This window comes from Collinsella sp. LCP21S3_D3 (assembly GCF_052118305.1).
Lineage (GTDB): Bacteria > Actinomycetota > Coriobacteriia > Coriobacteriales > Coriobacteriaceae > Collinsella.
In genome coordinates this window covers 1-19966 of the sequence record NZ_JBQKHK010000008.1, presented here as the reverse complement: position 1 = coordinate 19966, position 19966 = coordinate 1, and the positions used below count along the sequence as shown (strand labels likewise).

General features: G+C 58.4%; 18 protein-coding genes and 1 tRNA gene. 4 read left to right on the top strand and 15 right to left on the bottom strand.

Going from position 1 to position 19966, the window contains the following annotated elements:
* Positions 1 to 36: 36 nt before the first annotated feature.
* The 13 genes from ACTQ1S_RS05175 to ACTQ1S_RS05115 all read right to left on the bottom strand — a co-directional run bounded on the left by ACTQ1S_RS05175 (position 37) and on the right by ACTQ1S_RS05115 (position 13863).
* Positions 37 to 942: an adenine glycosylase gene (locus ACTQ1S_RS05175; protein ID WP_441055842.1), complete on the bottom strand. Its 906-nt coding sequence runs from the start codon at positions 940 to 942 to the stop codon at positions 37 to 39.
* 21 nt (positions 943 to 963) lie between these two features.
* The gene (locus ACTQ1S_RS05170) at positions 964 to 1449 is read right to left on the bottom strand and encodes an RrF2 family transcriptional regulator (RefSeq protein WP_154518481.1); all 486 of its coding nucleotides are present in this window, start codon (positions 1447 to 1449) and stop codon (positions 964 to 966) included.
* 339 nt (positions 1450 to 1788) lie between these two features.
* Positions 1789 to 1866 (bottom strand) — tRNA-Asp (locus ACTQ1S_RS05165).
* 412 nt (positions 1867 to 2278) lie between these two features.
* Complete coding sequence (locus ACTQ1S_RS05160) at positions 2279 to 2746, bottom strand: metallophosphoesterase family protein (protein ID WP_441547223.1); 468 nt, start codon at positions 2744 to 2746, stop codon at positions 2279 to 2281.
* Positions 2747 to 2840: 94 nt separating this feature from the next.
* Positions 2841 to 3557 carry a LytR/AlgR family response regulator transcription factor gene (locus ACTQ1S_RS05155; RefSeq protein ID WP_154518646.1) on the bottom strand — a complete coding sequence of 239 codons (717 nt, stop codon included), beginning with the start codon at positions 3555 to 3557 and terminating at the stop codon, positions 2841 to 2843.
* Between the two features lie 72 nt (positions 3558 to 3629).
* Complete coding sequence (locus ACTQ1S_RS05150) at positions 3630 to 4973, bottom strand: histidine kinase (RefSeq protein WP_427794496.1); 1344 nt, start codon at positions 4971 to 4973, stop codon at positions 3630 to 3632.
* On the bottom strand, positions 4970 to 6157 hold the full coding sequence (locus tag ACTQ1S_RS05145) for a glycosyltransferase (RefSeq protein ID WP_441067357.1): 1188 nt from the start codon (positions 6155 to 6157) through the stop codon (positions 4970 to 4972). The genes ACTQ1S_RS05150 and ACTQ1S_RS05145 overlap by 4 nt, the downstream gene beginning before the upstream one ends.
* Positions 6158 to 6327: 170 nt before the next feature.
* Positions 6328 to 7587 (bottom strand): MFS transporter, encoded by a 1260-nt coding sequence (locus tag ACTQ1S_RS05140; protein WP_441547222.1) that lies wholly within the window; start codon positions 7585 to 7587, stop codon positions 6328 to 6330.
* Positions 7588 to 7688: 101 nt separating this feature from the next.
* Positions 7689 to 8633 carry a zinc dependent phospholipase C family protein gene (locus ACTQ1S_RS05135; protein WP_441547221.1) on the bottom strand — a complete coding sequence of 315 codons (945 nt, stop codon included), beginning with the start codon at positions 8631 to 8633 and terminating at the stop codon, positions 7689 to 7691.
* 92 nt (positions 8634 to 8725) lie between these two features.
* A complete protein-coding gene (locus ACTQ1S_RS05130) occupies positions 8726 to 9460 on the bottom strand; it encodes a LytR/AlgR family response regulator transcription factor (RefSeq protein ID WP_427728894.1) in 735 nt (244 codons plus the stop codon).
* 39 nt (positions 9461 to 9499) lie between these two features.
* Positions 9500 to 10885 carry a sensor histidine kinase gene (locus tag ACTQ1S_RS05125; RefSeq protein WP_427728891.1) on the bottom strand — a complete coding sequence of 462 codons (1386 nt, stop codon included), beginning with the start codon at positions 10883 to 10885 and terminating at the stop codon, positions 9500 to 9502.
* 117 nt (positions 10886 to 11002) lie between these two features.
* Positions 11003 to 12280 (bottom strand): metal-dependent hydrolase family protein, encoded by a 1278-nt coding sequence (locus tag ACTQ1S_RS05120; RefSeq protein WP_154518625.1) that lies wholly within the window; start codon positions 12278 to 12280, stop codon positions 11003 to 11005.
* A gap of 131 nt (positions 12281 to 12411) precedes the next feature.
* Positions 12412 to 13863 carry an APC family permease gene (locus tag ACTQ1S_RS05115; protein WP_441031882.1) on the bottom strand — a complete coding sequence of 484 codons (1452 nt, stop codon included), beginning with the start codon at positions 13861 to 13863 and terminating at the stop codon, positions 12412 to 12414.
* A 723-nt stretch (positions 13864 to 14586) separates the two neighbouring features.
* On the opposite strand from ACTQ1S_RS05115, the gene ACTQ1S_RS05110 reads away from it, so the two are divergent.
* Positions 14587 to 15219 (top strand): C39 family peptidase, encoded by a 633-nt coding sequence (locus ACTQ1S_RS05110; RefSeq protein ID WP_441547220.1) that lies wholly within the window; start codon positions 14587 to 14589, stop codon positions 15217 to 15219.
* Positions 15220 to 15529: 310 nt separating this feature from the next.
* Here ACTQ1S_RS05110 and arcC read toward each other — a convergent pair whose 3' ends face one another.
* Complete coding sequence (arcC, locus tag ACTQ1S_RS05105) at positions 15530 to 16492, bottom strand: carbamate kinase (RefSeq protein ID WP_006235166.1); 963 nt, start codon at positions 16490 to 16492, stop codon at positions 15530 to 15532.
* Between the two features lie 602 nt (positions 16493 to 17094).
* Here arcC and ACTQ1S_RS05100 point away from each other — a divergent pair.
* The 3 genes from ACTQ1S_RS05100 (at position 17095) to ACTQ1S_RS05090 (ending at position 19642) form a co-directional block, all read left to right on the top strand.
* Positions 17095 to 17511 carry a DUF3830 family protein gene (locus ACTQ1S_RS05100; RefSeq protein WP_154518619.1) on the top strand — a complete coding sequence of 139 codons (417 nt, stop codon included), beginning with the start codon at positions 17095 to 17097 and terminating at the stop codon, positions 17509 to 17511.
* A gap of 5 nt (positions 17512 to 17516) precedes the next feature.
* On the top strand, positions 17517 to 18038 hold the full coding sequence (locus tag ACTQ1S_RS05095; protein ID WP_271758658.1) for a hypothetical protein: 522 nt from the start codon (positions 17517 to 17519) through the stop codon (positions 18036 to 18038).
* Between the two features lie 242 nt (positions 18039 to 18280).
* The gene (locus ACTQ1S_RS05090; RefSeq protein WP_441547219.1) at positions 18281 to 19642 is read left to right on the top strand and encodes an ATP-binding protein; all 1362 of its coding nucleotides are present in this window, start codon (positions 18281 to 18283) and stop codon (positions 19640 to 19642) included.
* A 251-nt stretch (positions 19643 to 19893) separates the two neighbouring features.
* Here the strand turns inward: ACTQ1S_RS05090 and ACTQ1S_RS05085 are convergent.
* Positions 19894 to 19966 (bottom strand): IS3 family transposase (locus tag ACTQ1S_RS05085; RefSeq protein WP_441015707.1); only part of this gene is annotated, 73 nt, incomplete at its 5' end.

Genomic DNA, 19966 nt, shown 5'->3' with positions numbered 1-19966 from the left:
CTAAACCTTACTATCCTGTTCTGCAAATTCGCGTCATCACACACTCAGCCAGCGCTCGCCTTCGGCACGACAAAAGCCTTCGCGCTCCAGGTCGGCAAGAATGCCCGCAATAAAATCGCAACCAACCGGTTCGCGACCCGCTGCGGCCTCCATCTTGTTAACGCCTGCAACAGCTTCAACAAGCGTTATGCCCGCCGGCTGTCCGTCGCGAGCTGCAAGCAGCATGCGCACGATATGGGCACGCTTTTGCCGACGCGAGCCCTCAAATTTGGACTGGCGGCTATAACCCGCCGAGCGCCTAGACGGATTGGGCAGCGTCTTTTTGAGATACGCGCCGTAATCCAGCAGCGCGTAATACCACGCGCGCGGCGTATCGGCATCGTCGAGCGGCACGGCAAAGGGAGCGACCTCATCCGCCGCCGCACCGGGCGCCGCCGGGCAGGCCGCCTGGATCAACGGCACCAGCTCGCGATCGGGAACAGACGGAACGTCAGGAAAAAAGTAATGCAGAAAGACCGTGCGCACATTGGTCTCCAGGTACACTCCCGGAAGATCAAACGCAAACGACCGAATGCCCTGCGCCGTTGCGGGCCCAATACCGGGCAGCGCGACCAGGTCGCGTGTATCACGCGGAAACTCCCCATCCCAGTCCTCCACGAGTCGCTGCGCAGCCTTATGGAGCGCCAAAGCACGGCGGTTGTAGCCCATGCCCTGCCAAGCGTCCAAAACATCAGAAGGAGCGGCCTGGGCGAGAGAATGCACGGTCGGAAAGCGGTCGAGCCATGCCGGCATGCGCATCTCTACGCGTGGAACCTGCGTCTGCTGCAGCATGACCTCGGAAAGCCAGATGATGTACGGGTCGCGTGTGCGGCGCCACGGAAGGTCGCGATAACGCAGAACCCCTTCCGAACGAATCATCGAACGAAAGGGGTCCTGAATCATAGCTATGCTCCTTATGCGGCGCTACTCCTCCCGGCAAGCACACGCGCAAACGGCATACTCGGGAAAGGCGTCGCGGTCGGCGAACTTGGGATCGACGGCGGGGAACTGGCGGCGAGCGACGACATCGTCCAGCGAAACGGAATCGAGGTAGTCACGCATCAGCGCCTGGGCCCCAGCCCACAGGGGATGATAGCAGCACGTGCCCCTGCGTGCACAGTCGCCATCGAGTGCCGTGCAATCATTCATAACCATAGGGCCCTGAACGGCCTCGACGACCTGACGGATAGTGACCTCGCTCGGGTTGACCTTAAGACGCATACCGCCGTGGACGCCACGCAGGCTCTCCACAATACCGGCCTGAACCAAACCGTGTTGGATCGAGCGGGCAAACGAATACGGAACATTGACCTCTTCGGCAGCAGTGCGAACAGAAAGCAACCGCTCCGGCTCCTCGGCAAGCATCGCAAGCATGCGGAGGGCATAATCAGTCTTCCTCGATATGTCCATGTTTCCCCTTTCAAGGAATACGAACAGCTCGAACGGGCTCCGGGGCCGAGCTTACGTCGAGACGCTAAATAACCGCCGGGACAGCCAAATAGTGAATTAGATGTCCGCTGAAGGTCGAATCCAAAGCAAATTGCATCAGATTAGGCCAACAGTGGATTTTAGTATAACCTAACCCCCTGTTTCATTGAACGAGTGTTGCGCAACAAACCCCCCTGTTTAAACCGATGTACTTAATTCTTTTCCGCATCTCGGAAACAAGGAGCTGAATGAAAGGGACGGCCGAGCGGTTGTCCTATTAAACGCAAAAAGCCACGTCCGAAGACGTGGCTTTAATTGCGTTGGCGGGAAGTACGGGGCTCGAACCCGCGACCTCCGACGTGACAGGCCGGCGCTCTAACCAAACTGAGCTAACTCCCCAGGCAGTCGTTCGCGTTTGTTTCCGCTCGCGTGCGCTGCGGGGATTAGTATACACAGAAGTCTGTTCGCCGCGCAACAACTTTTTTGAAAATATTTTTTGGGTCCCTCCGGGAGGGTCTCCGGGGCCGGCTGGCGCGGGTTAAGTTTGCTGCTCTACAGTCCTGCGCAAGACGGAAAGCACATTAAGTGCTTTCCTTTGCGTGCGGAACTCGCGACAAACTTAACCCGCGCCAGCCGGCCCCGGAGACCCTCCCTGCCGTCACTATGTTCAACCAGTTTTGCGGGCGTGCGCCGCTGCGCGGCTAGCCCGCGTGCTCCTCGGCGGGGTTGGTCTGATTGTTCTTGTTGAAGCTCGGCCTTTGGCTCAAATGGAAACGGGGGATGCATTGTGCATCCCCCGTTTTTGTTGCGGTTAGTCTAAGTCAATAAACTTGACGCTTAAGACCTTGCCGTCCTTGACGAGCATTCTGGCCATGGTGGGGCCCCGGGTGCCCCTGGGGTAGCTGGCGCTGCCTGGGTTGAGGACCAAGCAGCGGCCCACCTGGGCCTCTTTGGTTACGTGAGTGTGACCGTTGATGGCTACGTCCACGGATCCCACCGGGAGGTCCTCGCGGTAGTGAGCTACGGCAAACTTAAGGCCCTCGTAGCTAAAGAGCGCCAGACAGTCCACTTCGGGGCCGTAATCACGGTAGTAGTCGTTATTGCCCAGAACCGCTCGCACGGGGGCAATGGTTCGCAGATGTTCGTAGTCCATCTCCGACGTAAGATCGCCGGCATGGATAATCAGGTCCGCGCCGCTCAACTCATCTAAAAGCGCGGGCGACAGATAACCGTGGGTGTCCGAGATGATGTCGATACGCTTGGCGCTTGCACTGTTCATGGGATCCCTTCCGCAAAACGATTTGGTGCGTTCATACAAAAAGCCCCGCGGCTCCGCAGACGATTTTGGTCTACAGGGCTGCGGGGCCGGTGTGCTAGAGGCTCAGGGCCTTCTTGAGCGGTACGACGCGACGGCGCGAAACCGGTACGCGTTCGTCGACGCCCGTAATGCCCAGCTGGATAGCGCCCGAGGGAACCGTCTCGACGTCGGTAACACACGCCAAGTTAACGATATAGCGGCGGTGAACGCGGAAGAAGCCAAAATCACAGAGCTTGGCCTCGAACTGTGCCAGCGAGGTCGTCGACAAAAAACGGTCATCGACGGTATAGATACAGGAGTAATCGTCCTTGGCCATAATGAAGCGAATGTCGTCCACGGGGATGAGCACCTTGCGGCCGCCCTTCTCCACCGGGATGCGCTCGATGGTCACCTTGCTGTCCGCAACGGGCTTCGTGCGCTGCATGACCTTCTCGATTGCACGATCCAGGCGGGCTTCCTCTACCGGCTTCATCAGATAGTCGACGGCATCCACATCAAACGCCTCAACCGCATGATCGCTGTACGCGGTCACAAACACGATCGCCGGCGGATTCTTAAGCTTATGCAGCGCCTCGGCAAGTTGCAGACCCGAAGCGCCAGGCATCGAAATATCGAGGAACACGACATCAACGCGACTCTCCATAAGCATCTCGATGGCGGAGCGAACGCTCGACGCTTCTGTGATCGTGCCGATCTTGCCCGTCTGCTCGAGCAAGAAGCGAAGTTCCGAACGGGCCGGGGCCTCATCATCCACAATCATCGCACGCAGCATGGGGATAAAACCTTTCGTCAACTAACTACGTCGGGCATACGCCAACCGGCGTTAAGCCCGTGACCAATTATTCTACTCTTGAATGTCGAAGATGCTCTCCGACAAATCGAGATGTAGGAGCACTTTAGCGCCCTTACCCGGCGCCGATTCGACGCGCGTATAGGAGTGCGGCCCATAAAAGCGATGAATGCGCTCCGAAATATTGTGCATGGCAACGCCGGCGCCGCCACCCTGCGGGGAGCTGGCGTCGGGGCGGGCAGAGCGCTCGTCAAACAGTCTGGCAGCGATGCCCTCGTCCATGCCCACACCGTCATCGGCCACCGAAATCAAAATCGCATCGTCACCATCCCTGCGCACCGTCACGTCAATCTTCAGCGCACTGGCATCACCCATGCCGTGACGCACGGCGTTCTCGACAATCGGTTGGATCACAAATGCCGGAACCAGCGTGTCCTCGACGTCCTCGGACACGTCAAAGGTCGCCAGCACGCGATCCTCGCCAAAGCGCGCCTTCTCAAACGTCAGGTAGCGCTTGGTCTGTGCGACCTCGCGCGACACGGGAATGAGCGAACCCGAATTGTCGAGCGTTGCGCGATAGAACGAGGAGAACTCGCGCAGCAGCTCGCGGGCGCGCAGCGGGTCGGTACGCGTAAACGATGCGATGGTGTTGAGCGTGTTGAACAGGAAGTGCGGGTTAATCTGCGCCTGCAGGGCACGCACCTCGGCACGGGCCGTGAGCTCCTTTTGCACCTCGAGCTCGTGAATGGCGAGCTGCGTGGACAGGATTTCGGCAAAACCCGAGGCGAGCGCATACTGGGTACGGTCGACGGCACGCGGGGTCTTGTAATAGAACTTGAGCGTGCCGACGGTGCGGTCGCCCACCTTGATGGGTGCGATGATGCCAGCGGGGACCTGGTTGTGTGAGCCATCCGAACCCACCACGTCCACCACGCGGTTGAACGACTGGACGATACCGTGTTCGATGACGTAGCGCGTGGCGAGCGTATGAATGGGAGAATTGGGCAGCAGCTTTTCCTCAAACTCGCCCGCGCAGGCCAGTACGTTGCTCTCGTCGGTAACGGCAACTGTCATGGCGCGTGTCTCGGGCAAAATGCGCTGGCACACCAGACGTGCTGACTCCTGCGTCAGACCGCCTTTAATGTCCTCGAGCATGGCCGAGGCCACCGAGAGCGTCTCCTCGGTGTACTGCGAGCGAACCGAATCGGGATTGAGCGTCAAAAAGATAAAGATACACAGGAAGATGCATAGCAGCGTACAGGCGACCACGGTCGCGATTGGCTCGATTCCAGTCGCCAGGGCAAAAACAAAGTACACCAGCACACAAATGGCGCAGGATACGGCAATGATGCGAAAGATTGACATTGAACTATCGCGCTGGGCGCGGCGGTCGATCATTCAGTCCCCTCCAGGATGCTGGTCAGCTGGGCGTCACGCCAGAGCCCATCCATAATCTTGGGCCAGAAGCTCTGGAAACGCAGGTAGCTTGCGGCGTTTTGGCGTGCGTAGGTCCTGGCCTCGTCAATACCGTGGCGCCAAATGCGTAGGTATCCCTCGTGCTCGCGGGTAAACATGCTGCGGACCATGGCAGTCTTACGCACGCGATCGTCAAGCTCGCGCGAAATCCACGGGCCCGGATAGGGCATGAGAGACGCGGCTGTAACGGGAACGAGCTCTTTCTGGTGCGCGGCAAACGTTAGCTTGGCACGTTCGTAGTACCAACGGTACACGTCCTGCATAAAGCGCGGCGAGCGTTTCTCGGACTCGGGCGGCAGATGGCGCACGGTCCACTCGTTATCAAACCATACGTCGTAGCCAAACATGCGCATATTAAAGAGGTAGTCCAGGTCCTCGCCACGAGTGATAAACGGGTCAAATGCCACGCGGGTAAAGGCGCGGGCATGGAGGGCCATAAGGCCGCCGCACACATAGTTTGAACGCGAAATACGGGTGCCCGAGAGCGCCTTTTTCATCCAGCGATTGAACTCAATACGCTTGGTCCACCAACGGTGGCAGATGCCCACCTTGTCCGTGGGGGCCAGCGGCGATCCGTCTCGATCGTAAAAGTAGCCGCTCTTAACCAAGATTGGCAGGCCCTGACGCGTCTGCTGCCCCAACGCGTAAGTCGCGCGTTTCATAAAGTCGGCATCGATGACAGTCTCGTCGTCATCCAAAAAGATGACGGCATCATGACCCAGCACGGCGGCACAGGCAAGTCCCATATTGCGGATGGCGCCATAGCCGCGCAGGCTCACGCATTCTCCCGAACCCTTGGGCGCAATCTGCGCTACGCGGTCGGCGATACGCGATGCCTGGGTATTGGTGACTACGGTAACTTTGAGCGTAGGGTGCGCCTCGACGATTTCGCGTACGCGCTTCGACACATCCGCCGTGGCCGAGATGGGACAGACCACCAAAAGAATGATTCGCGGAATATCGCGTACCTGCTCGAGCGAAGCAAGACAGTGATCGAGCTCGGGATTGGCGGCGTTGAGATTCGTCGAGTGGTCATAGACACCGGGAGCGTTTGCATGGGCATCATCGCCCGCCCAATATGTTGGAATCACAACCGTGGCGTTCATGCCTTCCCTCCCTGCAACACAAAAACGAGGCGCCGCCAAACACAGGCGACGCCCCGCGACCTAGCTGATTCCATCATACCCACTTGGGCAAATCATTGCTCGCAAGTCGCAATGTTTATTGCGGATAACCCCAAAAGAGTACCGCAGACAGGCACAATAGCCGCCCGCTCCTATGCGGCATGCTCTGCCGCTCGAGTCATGCGAGACAGGCGGGCCAGCAGCATAAAGCCAACGACCAGCAGCACAGCAATGGAAAGAACGCCCAGCGACGGGTTGCCGGTCAGCGAGGTGACGACCGACACCAGAAAGGTGCCCATAACGCTTGCATAGCGCCCAAAGATGTCAAAGAAGCCGTAGTACTCGTTGGACTTTTCCTTGGGGATGATGCGGCCAAAGTAGCTACGGCTGAGTGCCTGCACGCCACCCTGGAACAGGCCGACCATAATGGCAAGCACCCAGAATTCAAAGGCGGTCTTGAGGAAAAACGCGGCGAACAGCACAATGCCCATGTAGGCGGCGACCGCCACCAGGATCATGTTGAGCGTGCCCACGCGTCCGGCGAGCTTGCCGTAGATGATGGCGGACGGAAAGGCCACGAACTGTGTAACGAGCAGGGCCAGTACCAGCTGGGTCGAGTCGATGCCCAGAGCCGAACCGTAGCTGGTTGCCATGGAAATGACCGTGTGCACACCGTCGATGTAGAAGAAGAACGCGATCATGTAGACCAGCACGGTCTTGTTGTGGGCGATCTCGCGCATGGTGTGTAGGACCTCAGAGAAAACGCCGCCCACGATGTGGCCGATGGTGTCCTCGGGACCGCGCTCGCGACCGTACTTTTGCTTATAGGTGCGAATGAGCGGCAGGGTAAAGATGAGCCACCAGGCACCAGTGATGACAAACGACAGACGCGTTGCCAGCATGGTGGGGACGCCAAGAGCGGGACCACCCATGATAAGCGCCAGGCAGATGATGAACGGCACGGTGGAACCGATGTAGCCCCAGGCATAGCCCGAGCTGGACACGGCGTCCATGCGCTCGTCGGTGGTAATGTCGGGCAGCATGGCGTCATAGAACGTCATAGAAGAGTTAAGGCCGATGGTGCACAGCACGTACACGGTCAAAAATGCCATGGCGGACATTGGGATAGCCTGCGCCAGGCAAAGCACCAAGCCCGTGAGGAAGAAGCCCAAGAAAAACTTGATCTTGTTGCCGGCGTAATCGGCAAGCGCGCCCAGAATGGGCATGAGCATGGCAATGACCAGCGAGGCAATCGTCTGCGCGCTACCCCAAGCGACCACCAGGTCGGCCGAGGAAGCACCGGTATTGATGGCGTTAAAGTAGATGGGCACCACCGAAGTGTTGAGCAACACGAGGGCCGAATTGCCCACATCGTACATAACCCAGTTACGCTCGAGCTTGGTGTATTTCATGGACAGGGACCCTTCGTATTCGCCCGATATGCAGTCAGTTCATCGTACCCCAATTGCACAGAGGCACCGGTAAGGATTCGGCAAAGGGACACGCACGAACCCTACTCCTCGCGGTCGAACTCTTCGTCAGCGCCGAGCACGCGACCGCTGTAATTGACGTGGTTGGTCACGGCCTCCATATCGCCGGTCTCGATAAAGCGGGTGACCGTGCACTCGTAATCGACCAGCGCGCGGTCAAAGACCTCGGGGAAGCTCTCGTTCGAGACCTCATCGGTAAAGGGATTCTTCCACGTCAGATGGCCCAGATTGCCGGTGCGCTCGGGCGGCTCGGTCGTCACGCGGTGAGCAAGGCCATCGAGCAGGGAGTAGTCGTGTACTAGGCCCTCGACCAGGGCAATTGCACGCGTCTTGGCCGAGCCCGCCGGTTCAATGGTGCGATAGAGCAGCTGCATGTCGGCAACGGCGGCACCGTACTCCCCCGCTGGGATATCGATACCGTACACACGCCCGGCAACATAGCTCATCAGCACGCCGGCCACGCGATTGATGCGGTCGGTGGTGACGATCTCGCCCGCCGGCGGATAGTCCTCGACCGTGGCCCCGTCGCGCTTGAGCTGCAGCATCAACACGTCCAGGTCACTTTCGAGCACCGCATGGACCTGGCTGCCCGAATCCTCCAGCTCGGGATCGGACTCGACAATGCCAAACTGCTGCTCGTAGACAAAGGGGTGGGCATTACGGTCGAGCACGTAGTGCGACAGCAGGCCCAGCGCAAAGGCGCGGCCCAAGTTGGCATCGCGCGGGAGCAGATGGGACACGCCGTCGCGCAGGCACGAGAACTGGCGCGACATGCGCGAGCGATGCATGGCCTGCGCCAGCAGCGTGCAGTCCGAAACGCGCGGCGTCAGGATGTGGAAGAAAAACGGGTCGGGACCCTGGTTGCCCAGGATAAAGGCAATGCGTTCCTCGTCGGACGTAATGACGCCCTGCGGCAGACGATCGATGCTTTCCTCGCCAAACAGATGATGCGTAATAAGCGCAGGCATAATGATCCTTTCGATTTCATTCGATGTCACCCATTATGCCCACCGCGCGCCCATGCCAAACCTGCGTCGGCAAACGATGGCATGCGGACCGTCTACACAAGCCCCAGGCGCGCCTTAACCTCGGCAGCGCGACGACGGGACACGGGCACCGTCGAGGTTACGCGATCGAGCCTGAGTTCCATAAGACCCGTAGAACCGATCTCGACATTGTGCACGTCTTCCAAGTTGACCAGATAGCTGCGGTGGACACGGATAAAGCCCTCGGAGGCCAGGCGCCGCTCGAGCGATGAAATCGACTCATTGATCAGATATGTTCCCTCGGCGCAGACGGCGTTGCAAAAATCGGCGCGCGCCTCAAAGTAGCAGACATCCGCCACGGGAATGAACACCTTTTTACCCCCACGATCCACCGTCAGGCGCAAAGGCTGGTGCGGAGCATGGACGACACGGCGAGCGCCCAGGGCGGTCTCGATCTTATCGAGCGCCTTTGACAGGCGAGCATCCTCGACCGGCTTGACGATGTAATCGACGGCATCGAGGTTATAGGCATCGGCCGCATACTCGGCAAATGCCGTCACAAACACCACGACCGGCGGTGTCTTTAGGTTCTGAAGCGTCTCGGCAAGCTCAATTCCCGAGCGACCGGGCATGGTAATGTCTAAAAACAGCACGTCGGGCTTGTTCGACAGAATCGATTCCACGGCTTCGGTGACATTGCCCGCCTCGGCAATCTGGCCCACACGCGCATCCTTTTCCAACAGATAACGTAGCTCAGCCCTAATTGGAGGCTCGTCATCAACCACCAAGATGTTCCAGCCTTCGGACATATGCGCTTCCCCTCTTTTTTCTCTCAATCCAACCGCGTGCTACACCGTTAGCGGCGCCGGCTCATGCGGCTCGCCGTTCAACTCAACGATGACCTGCGTTCCCACGCCCTCCTGGGACTTCACGCGCATGCCGGAATCTTCTCCGTAAAAGAAATGGATGCGCTGAAGCACGTTGAAGAGCGCCAGGCCGCAACCTCGCTTGACGGAGCCGTCGGCGGTAATGCTTTCGGGCTCCTCTCGGCGATGCTGCTCAAACAGATGCGCGCAGACTTCTTCGCTCATACCGATGCCGTCATCTTCGACGATGATCTCCAAGCCATCATCGGTCTCAAAAGCCCTAACACGAATGGAAAGCGGCTCGGTCTCGCGCTGCGCATGCTTGATGCAGTTTTCGAGCAGCGGCTGCAAGATAAACGGCGGCACCAGGCTGTCGCGCACCTCAAAGTCGATGTCGACCGAAACGCGCAGACGGCCGTCGCCATACCGGGCCTGCATAAGATTGATATAACGGGTGCCCTGTTCCACCTCGTGCTCGAGCGTGGTGAGCGTATCGGAGTCAGAAAGCGTCTGACGATAGTAGTTGGAAAAGTCGATCAGCAGCGATCGCGCCTTGTCGGGCTCGGTTCGAACGAGCGAAACGATCGTGCTAATGGTATTGAATAGAAAATGCGGATCGACCTGCGACTGCAGAGCGCGGAGCTCAACGCGGGCCGTGAGCTCATCCTGGCGCTCGAGCTCAAAGCTGGCGAGCTGCGTGGAAATGAGATCGGCGAAACCCGAGGCAAGCGCCGTCTGGCGCATATCGATGCTGCTCAGGCGGGGATAATACAGCTCGAGTGTGCCCACGCAATGACCACGCACGCTAAGCGGCGCGACAATACCGGCACGCAGACGGGGAAAATAACCGCCCGTCTCATTGGAGGCATCACGCGAAAACACGCTCTGCTCGCCCGTCTCAATCACGTTGAGCGTGGTCTTGAGCACTACCGGGGTTCCGGCAGGGCACTTTGCCGAGTCCTCGCCCCAGCTTGCCAGCACCTGCCTGCCGTCAGTAAAGCAGATGGCAGAAGCGATGGTCTCGGACAGGATGATTTTAGAGGCACCCAGGGCCGCTTCGGGCGTAAGGCCGCGCGACGTGTAGGCAAATATTTTTGATGCGATGGCGAGCGTGCGGTCGGTTGCGCTCGATGTGAGGTCATCGGGGACCACAAAGACATACGAGAAGAAGAAGCACAGCATGACCAGGCCGGCAATAACGACAACGCCTGGAACGGGATTGGGATTATCGGTTAAATCCCAGATAAGCAGCAAGATAAGCGCCGGAACGACAACACCGAGTAGGATGGCCTGGACCACATGCTGGGCCGTACGAAAGACCTTGGTAGAGTTGTAACTCTTGCCCAGAATCAGCCTATTGAGATCCACCGTCATCCCCTCTTGTCCGTAGTACCGATAGCAATAAAGAGGGCCGCAAGCGACCCTCTCCATTGCATTATGCAATCAAAAACTGTGTTTTACATCCAGCCATCGACAAACGGTAGCTTAGGCGCTGTACTTGTTTGGCTCGCCGAAGGTGCCGGCCTCGACAATCCAGCCGTCCTTCATGATGACGTCCATGTTGTCAGTGTTGAGCACGTGGATGTCGGCGGCGACGTCACCGTTGACGACCAGCAGGTCGGCGCACTTGCCGGCCTCGATGGAACCGGTCTCGTCCTCGATGTGGCACATCTTGGCACCGTTGAGGGTGGCGCAGGTGATGGTCTCGACCGGGGTGAAGCCGATCTTGTCGACGAACTCGTACATCTCCTCGATGGAGCAGGTGCCGTACGGGGTGACGAAGGAGAAGGAGTCAGAGCCGATCGTCATGACGACGCCGCGCTTCTTGGCCTCACGCAGGCAGTCATAGTTGCGCTGCAGCTCCTTCTCGACCAGGGTACCCTCGTACTTGTCGTGCAGCTCGGGGACGTAGACGGGAGGATAGGTGGCGTACCAGGTGGGCAGGAAGGCGATCGTCGGGGTGAAGAAGGTGCCCTGCTCGGCCATGAGGTCCATGGTGCGCTCATCGATATCGAAGCCGTGAATCAGCTGCTCGCAGCCAAAGCGAACGGAATCGTAGGCGGCGGCGTGGTTGTTGTAGCAGTGGCTCCACACGGGGATACCGACCATCTTGGCCTCTTCGACCACGGCCTGGATCTCCTCGGAGCAATAGTGCTGGTCGCGACCGGAGTCCCAGCGCCAGATGCCGCCACCGGTAGCCCAGATCTTGATGGCATCGGGGTTCTCGCGCAGGCGACGACGGACGGCCTTGCGCAGATCCCAAGGACCGTCGACCTGGTCGCCCCAGGGATGGGATTCCTTGTTGAGCTCCTGGGTGCAGTGGTGGGAGTCACCGTGACCGGCAACACGGCAGAAGCCGAGGCCGGTGGCCAGAACGCGCGGGCCCTTAAAGACGCCCTTGTCGATGCAGTCGCGAATCTGGATACCAAAGCGGCCGATCTCGCAGACGGTGGTGAGGCCGTGGGTGAGGCAGTCGTAGGCCTGCTTGACGGCGACGGCCTGCTTCTCGAGGAGCGGCTGCATGACCCAATCGGTGTCATCGTCGGTCAGGTTGCCCGAGAAGTGCAGGTGGGTGTCGATCAGGCCGGGAAGGACAGTCTTGCCGGCGGCGTCGATAACCTCAACGCCCTCGGGAAGGTCCTGCATAACACCGGCGTACTCGATCTTGCCGTTATCGTCGACGAGAACGAGGGAGTTCTCGACCGGCTCGGCACCGGTACCGTCGATGAGCTTGCCGCCAACGATTGCATACTTAGTGGACATGGTTCCTCCTTATGGATCCATATAGTGGGTGAGGCCGTGTTGGGTTAAGGCCTCACAAAGCTACCCAAGTGATGCCGGGTTCGGTACGCGGGAGAGAGGGCACCGCGCACCCAATCCGCCCCGGCTCGGCGTTACTTTTTACGGGAATTGGTGAAAGCCATGAGAGCCAGGCCAATAGCCAACCAGCCGATCACGATGCTCCACTCCACCATGTTGAGGGAGGCGGGAGAGAACGGAATCACGAGCAGGCCGATGATGATGGCGCAGGCAGCGATGGCGAGGCTGATGCCAAACTTGCCGCCGGGCACCTCGTAGGGACGAGGTAGGTCGGGCTCGGTGAAGCGCATGCGCAGGCAGGCAAGAGCGACCATGCCGCAAGAGAAGATGAAGGCGAGAGCCGACACATTGGTCAGAGGGATGAGCATGTTCTTGCCCAGGAACGGACCGACGACGGTGATGATGGCCAGAACGACGCAGGCGAGCTTGGGAGCGCCGGAATTGGGATCGACCTCGGCAAACTTCTCGGGCAGCTGGCCCTTGCGGCCCATGGCGAGCATAATGCGGCTCGTGGCGCCGTAGAAGGAGTTCATCGGGCCCATGGGTCCAAGCGTGGCGATGACGAGCATGGCCAGGTACAGGAGCATGTTGATGCCCTTAAGACAGGCAAGCGCGGGAACCGGGCTCTTAACAAACTCATGCCAGTCAAGGATAGTGCCGAACGAGTAAATGCAGACCATGTAGAAGCCGCCGGCGGCCAGCAGGGCCAGGGAGATGATCTTGCCGAACTTGTTCCAGTTAAGGCCCTCGGCTGCTTCCTCAGCCTGCTGAGGAATGGTGTCGAAACCGGCGTAGAAGAATGGGGTCAGAACCAGGACCGACACGATACCGGCGAACAGGCTGGTGCCCTCGGTGGCGGCCTTACCGCCGCCAGCACCGGCGACCTGGGAGAACACAGGCATGGCGTTGTTCGGCGAGCCGGTGAACAGCGAGACGCCCATGGCGAGTAGCATGCCGCAGAGCAGGGCCTTGGTCAGGAAGGCTTGGAGCTTGGCGGCCGAGCTGGCACCGCGGAAATTGAGGAAGATGACGTAGACTGCAAAGCCGAGCGCGATCAGCGTCGGGAACAGGTAAACGTCGGCGCCCAGGATGGTGTAGAGCTTGATGGCGCGCAGCCACTCAAGACCGGGCAGGCTACCGAACATCTCGGACACGAGAGTCGAAATGGCAATGGCCTCCCACGGGCACAGGATGCCGTTGCCCAGGGCCAGGAGCCAACCGGTAATGTAGCTCATTGTACGGCCAAAGCTACGATCGACATACTCGACGATGCCGCCCGAGATGGGGATAGCAGCCGTAAGCTCACCGAAAACAGCTCCGACGGGCACGAGGAAGATTGCACCCAAGAGGAATGCGATCATAGCGGGAACGGGACCGCCGCCCACGACCATCCAGTCGCCGACCTGCAGAACCCAACCGGTACCGATGATGGCACCGAAACCGATGGTGAAGAAGTTCCAGAGCGAAAGCGTTTTCTTCATGCCGCCGGTATCCTCGACTGCAACTTCTGCGTTCTTGTCCGCCATTGTTCCCCTCCTTTCCTTTCTGACGCCCCTTGGCGTCACCCCTTGCACGGCCTGTTTTGCCGCGCACTTTTTATTTCATGGCTTTAAGATACGGCCTTGGCACAGCAACGCCACTCGTAGCTCGACCGAAGGCAGAACTGCAAAACGAGCGGCGCCGTTTTTGGGACGAACGGCGAGGGGCGCCACTCGGTGCGGGCGTCCGTTTTGATGACGCGACTCAATCGCTCGCGGAGGGCGTCGCTATATGACGCCAGGCTCGCTCCCGTCCATGCCGCTTACCGAGGTTTTGGTGTATGTCCTCATTTGCTGCACGTCTTTTTTGTAGGATGGACGGGTTATACATGAGACGAGGCGGTGCAAATGGCATACGAATACAACGGCGGCGAACGACAGCGAAACGTTCGCCTTGCCGGGCGTACCACGCCAGCATCCAGGAGTGTTTCTGACAACGACGGGCCGCAGCGTCCGCAGGATCGCCCCTCGTCGTCTATGCCGCAGAATACCAGCACGCGTCAAGCGGATCGCCCACGCTCGGGCACCCGTCAACGCCGGGCCGAAGTGCCTCGGCGGCAGAAAATCGATCGGCGAAAGTCTGACAACCACATCAGCCGTTTCTTTTCGAAGCCCCGCGGCGGACGCGGCGCAAAGCAGCCACGGCCGCTGGGACGCGGCCGGGCCGCCAATCCGCAGATTCATCGTCTCTGTCTTGCCCTGTGCTCCATCATGGCATGTCTGGCATTTGTGTATCTGGGGTCGTGTGCTTCGCATGGCTCTGCCGGCCTAGAGCCCACCGCCGAGGAAAAGCTCCTCAAAGCCCCAGTCGCACTCGGCTACTCGTTTGCTTTTTCGACCCCACGTTCGCAGTGGAGTGCCGGCACCATGCCGCATATTTACCAGATCGACCCCGCATGGTCGGAGCTGCCCTACGCCGGCGGAACTATCCGCCAAAACGGCTGCGGACCCACCTGCCTCACCATGATCTACATCTTTAAAACGGGGCGCACCGATATGACGCCGGTCGATATGTGCGCCCTTTCCGAGGCGGGCAACTATGCCCCCACCGGTGCCACCGAGTGGTCGTTTATGACGAGCGGCGCCGCGCAGCTGGGGCTTAACGGGACGCAGCTCTACAACGACCGAGACTCGATGGCCCAGGCCTTGCGCTCGGGTACTCCCGTAATCGCCGTCGTGCGTCCCGGCATGTTTACCAACGTGGGTCATTACATCGTCCTCTACGGCATTGACGACGCCGACCAAATCGGTGTCTACGATCCCAATTCGCCCAGCCGTAGCGCCCGCCGTTGGGGCATCGTAGAAGTCCTCAACGAAATCGAAACCATGTGGGCCTACTACTAGTCATTGGGGACAGACTTAAATGGCCAATACTAGTCATTGGGGACAGACTTAAATGACCAGCCATTAAATGACTAGCCACTGGGGACGTCTTTGCAGACGACCGCTCGCGCTGCCGAAAAGGACTGTCCCAAGATGCCGGCAGAAAAGGAACGTCCCCAAGTGCCGGGTTTCCGCGGTCTTCAGCGCTTCTCATGAACAGTCACCTCAATAGCAAAAGCCCCGCAGTCGGAGCGGACTGCGGGGCTCATGAAGAGAGGCTAGTTTGTGGGCGCTTTGCCTGGCGCCCACAAGAGAGGCAACAGAGTAGAGGCTACTCGTGGATGCGGGTACCGGAGAGGCCGGCCATGGTCTCGGCGGCCTTGTCCAGGGCGCCGATGATGCAGGTGCGGCCCTTGCGGGAACGGGCGAACTTGATGGCAGCGCGGACCTTGGGCTCCATGGAACCCTTACCGAACTGGCCCTCGTCGGCCAGGCGCTCGGCCTCGTCGGCGGTGAGGTCCTCGAGCTCCTCCTGGTTGGGCTTGCCAAAGTTGATGGCGACATGCTCAACGGCGGTCAGCAGGAACAGGACGTCGGCGTCGCAGTCCTCGGCCAGCAGCTCGCCGCCCAGGTCCTTGTCGATGACGGCGGGAACGCCCTTGTAGCAACCCTTGTTCTCGTAGTCGCGGACGACGGGAATGCCGCCGCCACCGCAGGCGATGACGATGAACTCGTTGTCGAGCAGGTTGAGGATGGAGTCGGCCTCGACGATCTTCTTGGGATCGGGGGAGGCGACGACGCGGCGCCAGCCGCGGCCGGAATCCTCGACGAAGACCTTGGAGGGATCCTCGGCCATGAACTCCTTGGCCTGCTCCTCGGTGTAGAAGGGGCCGATCGGCTTGGTCGGGTTCTTGAACGCAGGATCATCCGGGTCGCACTCGATCTGGGTGACGACGGTGGCGGCGTGCCAACGCTTATAGCGCTTGTGCATCTCGCGGCCGATGCCCTGCTGCAGGTGATAACCAATGTAGCCCTGGGACATGGCGCCGCACTCGGGCAGCGGCATCTCGGGGGTGCCGATGGCGTCGTGGGCGGCGGCGAAGGCATTCTGGATCATGCCGACCTGCGGGCCGTTGCCGTGGGTGATGATGATCTCGTTACCCTGCTCGATGAGACCAAGGAGTGCGTGGGCGGTGTTGCTCACGGCCTCGATCTGCTCGACGGGGTTGTTGCCGAGGGCGTTGCCGCCAAGGGCGACGACAATACGATCGGGCTTGCCAAGAGGCTTAGACATTGCTGGAATCCTTTCTGTAAAAGGCCTACATCCCATTAATAACCCACGTCCGTGCAATACGCGAGTTTATTAAGGTTTATATTCTCTTTATCGCTCATTTTATTCATTTTGAAAACAGTTGAACGGTGAACGGTCGTTTTTACCCGTTCAGCGTAAAGATGCCCAGCTCAAGCATATCTAAGCTATTTACGTGCGACTTTATTTTGATATAGCAGGGATTAGACCAGATTATGCAAACTATATCTTTGCTAAACACAAAACAGACAGCGCAATATCTTACTCGCACTATACGAGATTCTATACATTTATAAGACGAGTATGCAGCCCTGCAATAACATAGCGTTTTTCATCCAACTTAGGGAATAGACGAGCACCCTTACCGCGCGTCGGCCGGCAGCCGGCGAGCCGTCTCGTCGATTGCCGCTTCCAGAAATTCAAAAACTGATATTGCGCGCGCAATTACGGCATGGTACTTTAGCGAAGAACAGCGCGGGCTGGGGCGACAGAGATCTGTCGTGAAGTTTGGGTTCGGCGACCCCGCTGCTGTCTTCTCCTTATCCGCCAGCGAACCCCTTGAGCGACGGATTGAGGAGGTCCTTACTATGACAAAAATGCTCAAGATCACGCTGAATGGCGAGACGTTTCTCGCCGACATGCTCTGGGACAAGGCTCCCGAGGCGTGCAAGCTGTTCGAATCGTCCTGTCCGGTCGAGTCACGTATCTTTTCGGCCAAGATCTGCGATGCCGAGGTAACCTATCCCGTATCGGGCCCCATCGCCAATTACGAGCACATCGAGAACCCCGTCTTTCACGAGCCAGCGGGCGCCGTGAGCTGGTATGGCGGCTGGTCGTCAATTTGCATCTTCTTTGACGTGTGCGAGCCCTTTGGCACCTGCAACATGTTCGCCCGCATCTGCGAAGCCGACCGCGAGCGCTTTGCCGCCGCCTGCCGCAATGTCTGGGACAACCAGGGCATGTACATTAAAAACGAAATCGTCGAGATCGAAACGGAGGCCTAAAGATGATGGATATCAACACCCTGCTCGCACTCGACCTTGCCGAGTACACCACTGCACTTGAGGCCCTCGCTGACCAAATGATGCTCGAAGAACCCCGTGACATCGACTACATGCGCCGCCGCAAGCTCGACACCGGCCGCGAATTCGCCGTCTGGAACTTCACCGTCGGCTACTGTATGAACGCCGCCGACGCTCTCTCCCTCCTGCGAGCCCAGGCCAACGAAAACGCCAACGACGGCACCGCCGACCTCGCAACGATCAACAACAGCGCCGCGCGCCTGTGCGACTGGTTCTCGGGCGCCTTTGACGTCACCGGCAAAATGGATGACACTACGGCAATCCTCGCCCACAGCCGCGACCTCTACGCCCAGGTAGAGACTCACGAACAGTTCGCGGCCCTCACCCGTGCCACTGAGCGCTATCTGGTCCAGCTCCAATTTTGGGTCGACCGCCAGATTCCCTGGCCGGCTATTAGCGACCTCGTCCACGGCTACCGCCTACGCACAGAGAGCGGCGAGACAAGGTAAAAACAGCCAGGTAGCACCAACATAGTCCCACCACGGGACCCAAAGTAAGAATCAGAGGGCTGGAGACGCACGCAACAGCGTCCCCAGCCCCTTCGCAAAGTAGAGCGCTGTTTCAGTGGCTTTGAGACCTTATCGGACCTTTGCTATCTTCCAATTTTTGTATATTTACGACGTTATTATCTGCCAATTTTTGTATGATTTTAGGCGATTCTATCTGTCAATTTTTGTCATTTGGGGGTTTAATGCTACGCCGTAAGGTCACTGATAGGCTTTTGAGCTGGAAGAATAACTCCAATAAGGCATTACTTGTTACTGGTGCGCGTCAGATCGGCAAGAGCTATGCGATTCGCGCGTTTGGAAAAAGCAACTACGCTTCGTATTTTGAGGTCAATTTACTACTCGATATCGAAGCAAGGAATGCACTTGTTGGCGCAAAGAACTCCGTTGACTTTATCAACCGCGTAGCCCTTCTTGCGGATGCGCCGCTTGTTGAGGGCGATACGCTTGTCTTTGTCGATGAGATTCAGGAGTATCCGCAGATCGTTACACTCATGAAGGCGTTGGTCGAGGATGGGCGCTTTAGCTATGTCTTCTCGGGGTCTATGCTTGGGACTGAGTTTAAGGGGATCTCTTCTTTTCCGGTGGGGTATGTAGAGCACATTGTTATGCGCCCGATGGATTTTGAAGAGTTTTGTTGGGCAAACAGCGTTAGCGAGAATGTGCTTGCAGGCATTCGCAGCTGCCTTGTCGAGAAACATCCTGTCGAAAACTATATTCATGAGGCGATGCTCAAGAACTATAGAGCTTATATCGTTTGCGGCGGCATGCCGGAGGTCGTTCAGAATTATATTGATTCGGGTTATTCGCTCGTGAGCACACGTGAGCTTCAAACTCAGTTGGTCGATCAGTACAAAAGCGATATCTCAAAATATACATCGACTCGAGCGTTTAACGTTCGGTCGATTTTTGAGCAAATTCCCGTTCAGCTTGAGGCGGAGTCTCATCGCTTTGTTGTTTCGTCTCTGGGTGGGGGAGCTCGCCTTAAAAAATATGAGCAGGATTTCCTGTGGCTTGTTAACGCAGGTGTTGGATTGATGGTCGCCAGGGTGACGGAGCCACGGAGTCCTCTCAAGAGGACGGAGAAAACGACAGCCTTCAAACTATACGAGTCTGATACAGGCATGCTCGCATCGCGATACCCCGGTAGCACTGCACGCGCTGTCTATCTTGATATGAAAACTCCCAACCTTGGTGGTCTCTATGAGAACGTGGTCGCGCAGGAACTCGTTGCCCTCGGGGCGGATGCATGGTACTACCAAACGCGTGAGGTCGGTGAAGTTGACTTTGTGATCGAAGGCGCCCACGGGCATGTTGTCCCAATCGAGGTCAAATCGGGCAAGAAAGTTCGAGCGCATGCGGCCCTCGATCGTCTGATGAGTGTAGGCGAGTACAAAATTCCCGAGGCCGTTGTACTGAGCCACGAGAATCTCAGCAAAGAGGGCAAGGTTCTGTACGTTCCAATCTACATGACGTTTTGTCTCGATGAGTTTATGGAAAAGGATGACCCCAATAACGATTTCTCGTTCGCGCCCATATCTCTCTAGCCATTTGAATCTGCAATCCAGCCACGCCCCCATCCATCCCCAAAGTAGCGCGAGGTTTCGCGGCAAAGCCGCGAAACAGCGAAGGGGACAAAAGGCCCCCTCAGCCACGTCCTTCATTCAGCCCCACAATCCGAGGACGTAGTCGTAGCAGGATCTGAGGGCTAACCTTCGCGGACATTCCGCAGGACGAAAGAACCCCCGCCGCACGTAGTGTGAACTGCACCCCAAAACTTGGACGGCTTAAATAAGAACTACGCCGCAAGGGACTGTCTCCGGAACTCCTCCGGGGTCAGTCCCTTCAGTTTAACCTGGCGCCTCCTCGTG